The 11,814-nt window shown below is 69.4% G+C and carries 11 protein-coding genes; 7 read left to right on the top strand and 4 right to left on the bottom strand.

The window, feature by feature from the left end; genetic code table 11:
- Positions 1–4 precede the first annotated feature (4 nt).
- From ACO0LV_RS14775 to ACO0LV_RS14760, 4 genes are all read left to right on the top strand, one after another.
- Entirely contained in the window at positions 5–1,033 is a 1,029-nt protein-coding gene (locus ACO0LV_RS14775; protein WP_424788681.1) for a DnaJ C-terminal domain-containing protein, read from the top strand.
- A 1-nt stretch (position 1,034) separates the two neighbouring features.
- Complete coding sequence (locus ACO0LV_RS14770; RefSeq protein WP_424788680.1) at positions 1,035–1,457, top strand: heat shock protein transcriptional repressor HspR; 423 nt, start codon at positions 1,035–1,037, stop codon at positions 1,455–1,457.
- A gap of 235 nt (positions 1,458–1,692) precedes the next feature.
- A complete protein-coding gene (locus ACO0LV_RS14765) occupies positions 1,693–2,235 on the top strand; it encodes a DUF4282 domain-containing protein (RefSeq protein WP_424788679.1) in 543 nt (180 codons plus the stop codon).
- Positions 2,235–2,879 (top strand): pyridoxine/pyridoxamine 5'-phosphate oxidase, encoded by a 645-nt coding sequence (locus ACO0LV_RS14760; protein WP_424788678.1) that lies wholly within the window; start codon positions 2,235–2,237, stop codon positions 2,877–2,879. The genes ACO0LV_RS14765 and ACO0LV_RS14760 overlap by 1 nt, the downstream gene beginning before the upstream one ends.
- Positions 2,880–2,883: 4 nt before the next feature.
- Here the strand turns inward: ACO0LV_RS14760 and ACO0LV_RS14755 are convergent, their stop codons facing one another.
- The 3 genes from ACO0LV_RS14755 to ACO0LV_RS14745 form a co-directional block, all read right to left on the bottom strand.
- Complete coding sequence (locus tag ACO0LV_RS14755) at positions 2,884–4,569, bottom strand: PH domain-containing protein (protein ID WP_424788677.1); 1,686 nt, start codon at positions 4,567–4,569, stop codon at positions 2,884–2,886.
- Between the two features lie 17 nt (positions 4,570–4,586).
- A complete protein-coding gene (locus ACO0LV_RS14750; RefSeq protein ID WP_424788676.1) occupies positions 4,587–5,063 on the bottom strand; it encodes a PH domain-containing protein in 477 nt (158 codons plus the stop codon).
- A 109-nt stretch (positions 5,064–5,172) separates the two neighbouring features.
- The gene (locus tag ACO0LV_RS14745; RefSeq protein ID WP_424788675.1) at positions 5,173–5,832 is read right to left on the bottom strand and encodes a TetR/AcrR family transcriptional regulator; all 660 of its coding nucleotides are present in this window, start codon (positions 5,830–5,832) and stop codon (positions 5,173–5,175) included.
- Between the two features lie 44 nt (positions 5,833–5,876).
- Here ACO0LV_RS14745 and ACO0LV_RS14740 point away from each other — a divergent pair, with 44 nt between their 5' ends.
- Complete coding sequence (locus tag ACO0LV_RS14740) at positions 5,877–6,746, top strand: LLM class F420-dependent oxidoreductase (RefSeq protein WP_424788674.1); 870 nt, start codon at positions 5,877–5,879, stop codon at positions 6,744–6,746.
- 111 nt (positions 6,747–6,857) lie between these two features.
- Here the strand turns inward: ACO0LV_RS14740 and ACO0LV_RS14735 are convergent, their stop codons facing one another.
- On the bottom strand, positions 6,858–8,915 hold the full coding sequence (locus tag ACO0LV_RS14735; protein ID WP_424788673.1) for a prolyl oligopeptidase family serine peptidase: 2,058 nt from the start codon (positions 8,913–8,915) through the stop codon (positions 6,858–6,860).
- A gap of 403 nt (positions 8,916–9,318) precedes the next feature.
- On the opposite strand from ACO0LV_RS14735, the gene istA reads away from it, so the two are divergent.
- Positions 9,319–10,887: an IS21 family transposase gene (istA, locus tag ACO0LV_RS14730; protein ID WP_424786661.1), complete on the top strand. Its 1,569-nt coding sequence runs from the start codon at positions 9,319–9,321 to the stop codon at positions 10,885–10,887.
- A complete protein-coding gene (istB, locus tag ACO0LV_RS14725) occupies positions 10,884–11,693 on the top strand; it encodes an IS21-like element helper ATPase IstB (protein ID WP_424786662.1) in 810 nt (269 codons plus the stop codon). The genes istA and istB overlap by 4 nt, the downstream gene beginning before the upstream one ends.
- The last annotated feature ends 121 nt before the right edge of the window (positions 11,694–11,814 follow it).

Genomic DNA, 11,814 nt, shown 5'->3' with positions numbered 1-11,814 from the left:
TGCCATGAGCGGACAGGACTGGCTGGAGAAGGATTTCTACCGCACGCTCGGGGTGTCCAAGGACGCCGACGCGGCTGCGGTGAAGAAGGCCTACCGCAAACTGGCCCGCAAGTGGCACCCCGACCAGAACCCGGGTGACGCTGCCGCGGAGCAAAAGTTCAAGGAGATCGGCGAGGCCTACGCGGTGCTCTCCGATACTGAGCAACGCAAGCAGTACGACGCGCTCCGCGCCATGGCCGGAGGCGGACCGCGGTTCGCCTCCGGCCCCGGCGGCGCCGGGGCCAGCGGTTTCGAGGACCTGTTCAACGGCATGTTCGCCGGTGGCGGGGCCGGTGGGCCACGGGTGCGCTACTCCAGCGGTGGACCCGGGGGCGCCGGCGGTGCCGGTGGTCCGGACCTGGACGACCTGCTCGGGGGACTGTTCGGTGGTGGTGCGGGGCCGCAGCCCGGCGGCGGGCGATCCGGTTTCGGGTTCGGTGGCCAGAAAGGTGGCGACATCACCACCTCCGCGCACCTGCCCTTCCGGACCGCGGTGGAGGGCTCCACGGTCACCCTGACCATGGAGCGCGGACGTTCGATGAACGTGCGCATCCCCGCCGGGGTGCGGGACGGGCAGAAGATCCGCCTGGCCGGAAAGGGCCAGCCCGGCATCGGCGGCGGCGCACCCGGTGACCTCGTGGTCACCGTGCACGTCGACCCGCACCCGGTGTTCGGGATCAGCGGGAACAACCTGACCATCACCGTGCCGATCACCTTCCCGGAGGCGGTGGAGGGCGCCACGATCTCGGTGCCGACCCTGTCCGGGGACACCGTGCGGCTGAAGGTCCCGGCCGGCACCCAGTCCGGGGCCCGGTTGCGGGTCAAGGGCAAGGGCGTGAAGACGGCGAAGAGCACCGGTGACCTGATCGTCACGGTGCAGGTCGCCGTCCCGAGGAACCTGTCCAAGCAGGCCAAGTCGGCGTTGGACACGTTCGTCGCCGCAAGCGATGACACCGACCCGCGCGCCGGCCTGGCGGATGCGGCAAGGGCATGACATGCCAGGCGCTCACTACACCACCCCACGGCTGGCGATCTCCGCAGCCGCGGAACTGGCGGGCATGCACCCGCAGACGCTGCGCCAGTATGACCGCCTGGGGATCGTGGTCCCCCGCCGCACCCCAGGGCGGGGGCGGCGCTACTCCGAACGTGACGTCGACATGCTCCGGGAGGTCCAGCGACTCTCCCAGGACGAGGGCGTCAACCTGGCCGGGATCAAACGCATTCTGGAACTGACCGAGCGGAACGAGCGCCTGGTCGCCGAGGTCCAGCGCCTGCTCGGGGTCAGCACCGGTCATCGCCGGGTGTTCACCGCGAGCGCCACCGGGGACGTCGTCGCCCTTCCGCTGGGACAGCGTGCCCGCCAACGCGCCGGTGAGGACTCCCGGCGCGCGTTGGTGCTGTGGCGACCACTGCGCTGAGGCGACCGGCGGCGTCCTTCCGGTGCCATCCCGGCCCCGGGGTGCCTGTCCTGCTTCGGCGACTCCACCTTGGCGGGCATCCTCGCCGTGGGTCGCGGACCGGTCGATGGGCACCCCTGCCCGTCGCGATCCGCAGTCAGGCGGCCGGTCGCTCTACTACGCTTCGGAACGACAAGGCGTGTGCGACCTGCGAGTTCGGCACGCGCCGCCGACCACCAAGAAACTAGGAGTCCTTGTGACTGACAACTACGGCAACGCCAGCCAGCCGCAGAACCCGAACATGCCGCCGCCCCCGCCCGGCGGTCACCAGTCAGTCCCGCCGCAGCCGGGGGCACAGCAGCCCCAGGGTGGTGGCTACCAGGGACCGCCTCCGGGGCAGAGCTACCAGCCCCCGGCCGCCGGATACGGCGCCGGCCCGGGAGGACCTGCAGGTCCCGGCGCACCTGGAGGCCCGGGCGCCCCTGGGTGGGTCCAGGGCTATGAGCAGCAGCAGAGCGGGAACTTCTTCGCCAATCTCTTCGACTTCACCTTCAAGCGCTACATCGCCGAATCCGTGGTGAAGGTGCTGTTCATCCTGCTCCTGGTCGCCTTCGGGATCGGATACCTGTTCGCGGTCATCGCGAGTTTCTCGGCCAGCGTCGGCGCCGGATTCGCCACGATGATCCTGGGTGGGCTGCTGGCGCTGCTCTACCTGATCCTGATCCGGGTCTCGCTGGAGGCGATCGTGGCGGCGGTGCAGGCCGCCAAGAACACTGAGCAACTGCTGCAACGTCTCTGATGCGCCAATGGTTGCGGGCGCTGCCGACGTTTGCCGGCCCGCTGCCGGAATTCGACCCCGGCAGCGCCCCAACCGACCCGATCACCCTGTTCACCGCATGGCTGCGCGAGGCCACGGGGGCCGGGGTGCCGATGCCGCACGCTGCGGTGCTGTCCACTGCCGGTGATCGCGGCCGGGTGAGTGGGCGCACCCTGATCCTCAGGGACCTGCACGAGCGTGGTTGGGTCTTCGCCACCCAGTCCACCAGCCCCAAGGGTCAGGACATGGCGGCCAACCCCTATGCTGCACTGACCTTCTTCTGGCCCGCCATGGGCCGTCAGGTGCGGGTACAGGGTGGGGTGGGGCGACTGTCCGCCGAGGCCGGTGCCGCGGACTTCCTGGCGCGGCCACCCGGTTCGCGGGCCGCATGCCTCACCGGTGCGCAGAGCCAGCCGCTGGGTTCGCGGCAGGAGTACTGGGACGCCTATGCGCAATCACTGGCCGAGGTCGAGGCCGACCCGGACCTGGTGGCCCCGCACTGGGCCGCCTACGCGATTCGGCCGGAGTGGGTGGAGTTCTGGCAGGCCACCACTGACCGCGGCCAGATCCGGCTGCGCTACACCGCTGCGGACGGAGCCTGGACCAGCGGGCTGCGCTGGCCCTGACCCGTCAGTCCGCGGGCCGGCCCGGGGGCACCAGGAACGGTTCGAGCAGACCGTCGGAGGCGAGGTTCGCCAACTCCGCAGCCGAGTCCGCCGGCACGTCCGGCGCGTCGTAGGCACCATCGCCCGCAGCGGTCATCGCGGATACGGTGCGCAGCCCGAGTCGTCGCTGCAACAACGACTCGCTCACGGCGACGGTGCTCACCGCATCGCGCTGCAGCGCGGTGGTGTACCGGCTGAGCAGCCCCGAACGCATCACCACATACGCGCCCGCGATCGTGTGTCCGAGGGCGCGGTAGGCGACCAGCGCCGCGCCGACGGCGAAGGGCAGCTGCACCGCTCCTGTCCAGATCCATCCGAATCCGATGACGTCGGTCCGCGCCAGCCACCACAGCACACCGGTCACGATCGCCGCGGTCGCCAGCGCCCACCACAACCGGCGCCGCAACGCCGCACCCGGGTGCGACTGCAACGGGGTGGTGATCGGATTGACGTCGGTCTGCAGCACCTCGCCGCTGACCCGGCAGGCCACCGCGCGCGGACCCCGCGGCAGAATCGTGGTCGGATCCGAGGAGGACCATGCGTCCAACCCGGTGGTGATCACGGTGGTGTCGGTGACACCGAGCCAGCGCCACAGCAACGGTTCGGCGATCGCCACGCCCCGGATCCGGCCCTCGTCCCGGTTCACCTCCTTGGTGTGGAACAGGCCCTGGCGGGTGCGCAGCATGGTGGTCTCGGCACCGAACACCCGGGAGAGTTCGAACCTCCAGTGCGAGGTGAAGAACGTGATCGCCATGCCCAGCACACCGACCATCGCCACCACGCCCACCGCGATCGCGGTCCGGCCGGCCCAATCCAGACCGTCCCATGCCACCAGGTTCCGGCCGTAACTGAGTACGTCGAGGTTGAACGTCGCCGCGAGCCAGAAACCGCCCCATAGCACTCCGGCGGCCAGCACCAGGGCCCAGATGTTGAACAGGTTGTAGAGCACCCATCGCGGCTGCAGCCGGCTGAGGATCTGCGGTGCCCGCTCTGGCATGGGATCGTCGCTGCCCTGGCTGCCGGCGTCTGTGGACTCGGCCTCCACCTGGATGTCGATCTCGGCCACCTGGTGGTCGCCGTCGTCTGGTGACTGCGGGGTCCGCCCCGCCGCGACGGTGCCGCTCGAGGGTCGACGGCGGTCCCGCAGCAGGATGCGCTGCAGTTGCTCGGCGTCTGCTGCCAGCACGGCGTCCAGGTCGAAGGCGGCCTCCCCGGCGGCGCTCTGCTGCCCGGCGCCGATCCGCACGATGCGCAGCCCGGACAGCCGGTGTCGCAGCCGGGCCTCGACGTCGACCGATCGGATCCGGTCTCGGCGTACCGAACGGTACTGGCGCACCAGCACACCGGTGCGCCGTTCGACGTAGTCCTCGCTGACCCGGTAGCGGGTGAAGACCCAGCGCAGCGCGTCGCTGATGGCCCCGAGGACGCCGAAGACCGCGATCGCCACGAACGGCCACATGCTGCTCATGTCGGCCTCGACGTCGAACACCGTGATCGCCACGATGCCCGGCGCCAGGGAGATGACCGTTTGCAACGCGTCCACCCAGATCATCCGGGAGTGCAGACGCTGCCAGGGTGCGTCGGTCTGCACCAGTGGCTCGGTGCTGGCGGCCACGTCGCCGGAGATGTCGGCCCGGGTCGTGTCGTCCACGCGGATCTCCTCGCCGCTCATGTGGCATCCCCCGGGGTGCGCTCGGTGATCAGGGTCAGGCGCTCGGCGACGTCGGCTGCCACGTCGGCGTCCAGGCCGTTGATCTCGATGGCCCCCGAGGATGAGGCGGTGGTGACACGCAGCGTGGCCAGCCCCAGCAGCTGCTCGAAGGGTCCACGGACGGAGTCCACGGTCTGGATGCGGGAGATCGGCGCGACCCGCCACTCCTTCACGACCCACCCGCTGCGTGCGTAGACGGCTTCGTCGGTGACCTCCCAGCGGTGCACCGCGAAGCGCCACCAGGGCTCCACGGCGACGCTCACCAACGTCCCCAGTGCGGAGATGATGATCGCGGCGATCAGCCACGGCCGGGCCGCTTCCCACAGCACGTAAGCCACGATCGAACCGGCCAGCAGCAGGCCGGGGAAGACCAGCGCCTGCAGGATCCACAACGTGGTGACCGAGCGTTCAAGCCGGTGCTGCGGTGGGCGCAACTGGCGCGGTACCGGGCGTTCGTCGGGGTCGTCGCCGGTGGTGCCAGGAGTACTGGCGGCGGCGTTGGTGTTGGCGTCCGGCTCGTTCGGGTCCGGTGTACCGGTGATGTCAGGCCCCCTGGGTGGCGTGGTGAGGTGGTGGGTTCGGCGGTGGCTGGTTCCGGATGGCGTGGTCGATGAAGTCGATCAGGGCTGCGGTCTGGGCATCGAGGTCGGTGTGCTCGTCGGCCATCCAGGCCCCGAGCACACCCTCGGTGGCGCGGATGATGATGACGGCGACGTCGGTGACGTCGAAGTCGCGGAACTCCCCGGCCCGCCGACCGTCGGTGAGGATGCGGCTGATCGCCTCGACCTCCCCGGAGATCACCTCCAGGAACGGCCGCACGCCCGCGGCGTCGCGATGGTTCATCACGATCTCGGTCATGGCCAGGAACTGAGCGCGATGCCGGGCGAAGTAGTCGACCTGAGCGCTGACCCAGGTGCGGATCAGGTCGGTGGCAGTCCTCGCCTCCGCGAGCTCGGAGCGCATGTGAGCCTCGGTGTCAGCGAAGAAGTCGGTCACCACCTGGGTGAGCAGGTCGTCCTTGCCGGCGAAGTGATAGGAGATCACGCTCTTGCTGATGCCGGCGCGCCGCGCGATCCGGGACAGCGAGGCCCCGGAGTACCCGGTCTCGGCCACGGTTTCGATCGCGGCCCGGACGATCTGGGCCCGACGTGCCTGCTCGATGAAGGACCGTTGTCGGCCGTTCGCCCTGGCTTCTGACCGCATGGATGCAGAATAGACCGATCGGCCTGACTGCCACAATGCTTTTCATGACCGAACAGAGCCCTGGCACCGCCCAGAACCCGACGCCCGCACAGAGCCCGACGACGGCACAGCAGCGTCCGGTGCGCATCGCCGTGCAGATCCAGCCCCAGCACGCCGACTACGCCGCGATCCGCGACGCGGTACGCCGCGCCGAGGACATCGGAGTCGACGTTGCGTTCAACTGGGACCACTTCTTCCCCCTCAACGGTGACCCCGATGGCAAGCACTTCGAGTGCTGGACCATGCTCGGTGCGTGGGCGGAGCAGACCTCCAGCATCCAGCTGGGTGCCCTGGTCGCGTGCAACTCCTACCGGAACCCGGACCTGCTTGCGGACATGGCCCGCACGGTCGACCACATCAGCGGTGGTCGGTTGATCCTGGGTCTGGGTGCCGGTTGGTTCGCGAAGGACTACGAGGCCTACGGGTACGAGTTCGGCACCCCCGGCACCCGCTTGGATGCACTGGGCGAGGCGCTACCCCGGATCCGGCACCGGCTGGACGTGCTCAATCCCGCCCCTGCCGGGTCGATGCCGCTGCTGATCGGTGGCGCCGGGGAGAAGAAGACGCTGCGCATGGTGGCCGAGCACGCCGACATCTGGCACTCCTTCGCCACGGGTGCGGAACTGGACCACAAGCTCTCGGTGCTGCGGGCGCACTGCGACGCCGTGGGCCGGGACATGGGTGAGATCGAGGTCTCTGCGGGCGCCGGCCCCCGCGGCCGGGACGGGAACACGCTGCCCGAACCGGCTGAGTCAGGGGAAGCGCTGCGCGCCCAGGGCGTGCGCCTGTTCACCCTGGGCACCTCCGGCCCGGACTACGACATGACCGGCTTCGAGCGCTGGATCGCCTGGCGCGACGAGGTCAACGGCGCCTAGCGGTCCGCCGAGCGGGCCGGCCGCCGACGCCGGGCGGCGCTGAGCCACCCGGCTCGCCCGGGCCCGTGACCGTCCTCGACCCGCTCGCAGGCGCCCGGGCAGCGGCCGGGCTCAGTTCAGGCCGAGGCGCTCGGCCAGGAAGCGGTAGACCAGTGCCTGCATGTGGGCGGCCTGGGCGTTCGTGGCCGCTCCGCCGTGACCGCCTTCGATGTTCTCGTAGTAGGTCACGTCCTTGCCCGCCTCGATCATCAGGTCCGCCATCTTGCGGGCGTGCCCGGGGTGCACCCGGTCATCGCGGGTGGAGGTGGTGAACAGCACCGGAGGGTACTGCGCGTCGGGCTCGAACAGGTGGTACGGGGAGAAGGTGCGCAGGAACTCCCAGTCCTCGGGGACCTCCGGGTCACCGAACTCCGCGATCCAGGACGCGCCGGCCAGCAGCAGGTGGTAGCGCTCCATGTCCAGCAGCGGCACCTGGATGACGATCGCGCCGAAGAGTTCCGGGTAGTGCACCAGCATGTTCCCGGTGAGCAGACCACCGTTGGATCCGCCCTGCACGCCGATCCGGTTGTGCGAGGTGACGCCGCGCTCGACCAGGTCGCGGGCGATGGCCGCCATGTCCTGGTAGGCCAGGTGCCGGTTCTCCCGCATCGCGGCCTGGTGCCAAGCCGGGCCGTACTCCCCGCCACCGCGGATGTTGGTCAAGACATACACCCCGCCCTCCGCCAACCACGCGGTGCCCAATGCGGCGTTGTAGTTCGGCAGCATCGGGATCTCGTAACCGCCGTAGCCGTACATCAGCGTCGGCGCGGTGCCGTCGAAGGTGAGATCCTCCCGGCGCACCAGGAAGTACGGCACCCGGGTTCCGTCGTCGGAGGTGGTGAAGTGCTGCTCGGCCACCAGGCCGGCGGCGTCGAAGAACGCCGGCATCGACTTGAGCTTCTCCGGCTCTCCGTCCGCCCGGGCGAGCCAGAGCGTGGTCGGGGTGAGAAAGTCGGTGGTGACCAGCCACAGGTCGTCGCTGCGTTTGGGATCGACCGCGCCGACGCGGACCGTGCCGACAGCGTCGTCCTCGGCACCGGTGAAGGGTTCGGAGGTGAAGGTGCCATTCGGTCCCGGGGTGTGCACCTCGAGCCGGTGCTTGACGTCATCCAGGATGTTCAGTATCAGGTGGTGTCGGGTCCAGGTGGCACCGATCAACGAGGTGGACGGAGTGGGGGAGTAGAGCACCTGGAACTCACGCGAGCCGGCCATGAAGTCATCGAAGTCGGTTACCAGCAGGGAGCCGCCGGAGTAGGTGGTCCCGGCCGGGGTCCAGTCCTTCCGCAGTTCGATCGCCAGCCACTCGCGGTGCACCATGATCTCGGCTGAGTTGGGTACCTCGATCCGGCGCAGTTCGGTTCCGTCCAGCAGGTGGAGTTCGGCGTTGTAGAACGCCAGCGCCCGCACCACGAAGTCGCGCTCGAAGCCCGGAGTGGAGTCGTGCATCGCGGCGACCGACATGTCGTCGTGCTCGCCCTCGAAGATGATCTCGGCCTGCTCCATCGGGGTGCCGCGGCGCCAACGGCGGGTGATCCGCGGGTAGCCGGAGGAGGTCATGGTGCCCTCCCCGGTGTCGGTGTGGACGAACAGGGTGTCCTCATCGATCCAGGAGGTGCCGCCCTTGGACTCGGGACGGAAGAAGCCGTTCTCGATGAACTGGCGGGTGTGCAGGTCGAACTCCCGGGACACGTCGGCGTCGGCGCCGCCGCGGGACAGGTGGATCATCGCCAGGCGATACTCCTGGTCGGCACCGGGTAGCACGCCGACGCCGTGCCAGACCCAGTTCTCTCCCTCTGCCTCGTTCAGGGCGTCCACATCCAGAACCGTCTCCCAGTCCGGGTTCTCGGTGCGGTAGGACTCCAGCGTGGTGCGCCGCCAGATGCCGCGCTCGTGCTGGGCGTCCTTCCAGAAGTTGTAGTAGTACTCACCGATCTTGGAGACCTCAGGGATCTTGTCGTCGGAGTCCAGGATCGCGGTGATGCGATCCTTGGCGCGGGCGAACTCCGGGGTGGCGGCCAGATCCGCGGCCTTCTCCGCGTTGCGGGCGCGAACCCAGTCCAGGGCCTCGCTACCTTCGACGTCCTCGAGCCAGATGCGGGTGTCGGTCACGACGGTCCTCTCGGTATGCATTTCGGTGTCCGGACAGCCTAACCGCTGCGGCATATGACATGGCACAGCAAGGGCTGCCGGGACAGCAGACCAACCGGGGGCCGGCGCACCGGAGGCCGGGCGGCGCACCGGGGGCCGGGCGGCACACCGGAGGCCTGGTCGTGGTTCAGGCATCGGGAGCCGCTGGTCTGGCGGCAGCGGAGTCCGACGCGGGAGGTGAATGGACGCGCCCTGCTGTCAGCGGCCACGGCAGACTGCCCGGAGACGGCCAGATAGTTGCCCGGTGGCGGACGTGAGAACTGCCCGCTGACGGTCATGGGATCTGCCCGACACGACATTGCGCCCCGCGCTGCTTGCGGCGGTTGGGGCCCCTCCTGGGGTGCGATAGCGGTGCTGAAGCGCCTATCGCCCCCAGGAGGGTTACATGAAGTCTGCCGAGGAGATCATGGAAATTCTAGAAGCGTTCGACCTGACACAGTCCTATCGAGACGCCGGAGTGCTGGCCGGGGTTTCTCACCACACGGTGGCCCGGTACGTGCGGGCCCGCGATGCCGGGGCGTTGAGTGACCGGCCGGTGGCCCGGGCGCAGTTGATCGATGCGTTCCTGCCCAAGGTCGAGGAGTGGATGGAGCATAGCCGCGGCAAGGTCCGCGCTGACGTCGCCCACGACAAGCTCATTGCGATGGGCTATGAGGGCTCGGAGCGCACTACCCGACGCGCCGTGGCGGCGGTGCGCCGGTCCTACAAGTTGGGTAACGCCCGGGTGCACCGGCCCTGGGTCACCGAGCCGGGGCTGTGGTTACAGTACGACTTCGGCGATGGGCCGGTGATCGACGGCGCGAAGACGGTGTTGTTGTGCGCGTGGTTGGCTTGGTCACGGTTCCGGGTGGTGGTCCCGCTGCTGGACAAGACCTTCCCCAGCGTGTTCGCCGCGCTGGACACGGTCTTCCGCCGACTGGGCGGCGCCCCCACCTACGTGCTGACCGACAACGAGAAGACCGTCACCGTGGAGCACGTGGCCGGTATGGCGGTACGGAATCCGCAGATGGTGGCCTGGTCTCGTCACTACGGCGTCACCGTGCTGACTTGCCAGCCGGCAGACCCCGCGAGCAAGGGCGGCACGGAGAACGCGGTGAAGATCGCCAAGGCCGACCTGGTGCCCACCGAGGCGAACCTCTTGGGCGAGTATGGCTCATTCGCCGAGCTGGAGGCGGCATGCGAGCGGTTTGGTGAGCAGGTCAACGCCCGCGTTCATCGCACCACCCGCCGCGCCCCGGACCAGATGCTGGCCGAGGAACGCACCCGGCTGCACGCGCTACCGCCAGTTCCTCACACGGTGGCGTTCGGCACTACGAGGAAGGTCCCGGCCACCACCCCGATGGTGACCTACGACGGCGGGCAGTACTCCGTCCCGCACCAGTTGCTGGGACAGATGGTATGGGTGCGCTCCTACGGCACCGGCGCCGACCAGCAGGTCGTCATCGTCCACCTGCAGGAGTCCGGACCGCGGGAAGTCGCCCGTCACCTGCGCGCCGCGCCAGGGTCGCCGAAGATCAACGACGAGCACTTCCCACCCGCACCGCAAGGCGCGCTGGAGCGCCAACCACGCCCCCGAAACGCTGCCGAGAGGGAGTTCTTGGCGCTGGGACCCGGGGCCAGGTTGTGGCTGACCGAGGCCGCCGCTGCGGGCACCACGAAGATGCGCGTCAAGATGGCCGAGGCGGTAGCACTGGCCAAACTCTTCGAGGCCGGTCAGGTCGACTGGGCACTGGGCCACGCCGCCGTCCACGGCCGGTTCGCCGAGGCCGACCTGCCCTCCATCCTGAACCACCGCGCCACCGGCACCAGCAGCCAGCATCATCGCGCCAGCGAGGAACGGTCCCTGACCCAGGGCACCGCTGCCTGGGCGGCACTGGGCGGGCAAGTTGCCGCCACCGACGACGCTGCCGCCGGCGACGAGGCCATCGGCGAGGAAGAGGTGGTGCTCCGATGAGCGCCACGACGAGCCGCACCGGCGTCCCGTCGCTGGGAGTGCCACCGGCCCCACAGTTGCCCGATGACCTGGAGGCGATGCTGCGGCGGCTGCGCCTGCCCCATATCCGCGGCCACGCCCCACAGTTACTGGCCACCGCCACGGCCCAACGCTGGGAACCCGCCGAGGTACTACGGGCACTGCTGCGCGAGGAGGCCGCCGGCCGCGACCGCGCCGCCCTTGCCACCCGGCGCACCGCGGCAGGGTTCCCCACCGGCAAGACCTTCGAAGCCTGGGACACCGCAGCCTCCTCCATCCCCGCACCCACCCAGCAGGCGCTGCGAACCTTGGAGTGGGTCGGGCGCAAGGAGAACCTCGTCATCTACGGGCCCTCGGGCACCGGCAAGTCGTTCTTCCTCGAAGCCCTCGGCCAGCAGGCCATCGAGCAGGGCCTGCGGGTCTCCTGGTTCACCCTGGAGGACCTGGGCGCCCTGCTACGACGTCACCGCGCCGATGACACCATCACCAAGGCCATCGCCCGGGTGCTGCGAGCGGATCTGGTCGTGGTCGACGACATCGGACTCCTGCCGGTTGCCGAGGAAGCCGCCGAGGGCCTCTACCGCCTGGTCGATGCTGCCTATGAGAAACGCTCGGTGGCGATCAGTTCGAACCTGCACCCGGCTGGGTTTGACGAGCTGATGCCCAAGACCATCGCGACCGCGACGGTCGACAGGCTCCTGCACCACGCTCACGTCTGCCAGACCAGTGGCGAGTCCATCCGTCTGGCCCAGGCACTATCAGGAGCGGGGGTGAGCCCGTTGACCTGACACCCGGGGCCGGTGATGGCCAACCCTGGGCAGATCCCATGGCCATCACCGGGCAGATCTCGTGACCGTCAACGGGCAGGCATCACGACCGCCCCTGGGCAGTTCCCACTGTCCCTTGACA

It is taken from the genome of Pseudactinotalea sp. Z1739, from assembly GCF_049725055.1.
Taxonomy (GTDB): domain Bacteria; phylum Actinomycetota; class Actinomycetes; order Actinomycetales; family Beutenbergiaceae; genus CALKWS01.
This window is presented reverse-complemented; position numbering and strand designations above follow the sequence as displayed.

Coding starts and splice junctions, on each gene's coding strand:
- ACO0LV_RS14775 (WP_424788681.1), top strand. CDS start 5: ATGAGCGGACAGGACTGGCTGGAGAAGGATTTCTACCGCACGCTCGGG.
- ACO0LV_RS14770 (WP_424788680.1), top strand. CDS start 1,035: ATGCCAGGCGCTCACTACACCACCCCACGGCTGGCGATCTCCGCAGCC.
- ACO0LV_RS14760 (WP_424788678.1), top strand. CDS start 2,235: ATGCGCCAATGGTTGCGGGCGCTGCCGACGTTTGCCGGCCCGCTGCCG.
- ACO0LV_RS14745 (WP_424788675.1), bottom strand. CDS start 5,832: ATGCGGTCAGAAGCCAGGGCGAACGGCCGACAACGGTCCTTCATCGAG.
- ACO0LV_RS14740 (WP_424788674.1), top strand. CDS start 5,877: ATGACCGAACAGAGCCCTGGCACCGCCCAGAACCCGACGCCCGCACAG.
- ACO0LV_RS14735 (WP_424788673.1), bottom strand. CDS start 8,915: ATGCATACCGAGAGGACCGTCGTGACCGACACCCGCATCTGGCTCGAG.
- istA (WP_424786661.1), top strand. CDS start 9,319: ATGAAGTCTGCCGAGGAGATCATGGAAATTCTAGAAGCGTTCGACCTG.
- istB (WP_424786662.1), top strand. CDS start 10,884: ATGAGCGCCACGACGAGCCGCACCGGCGTCCCGTCGCTGGGAGTGCCA.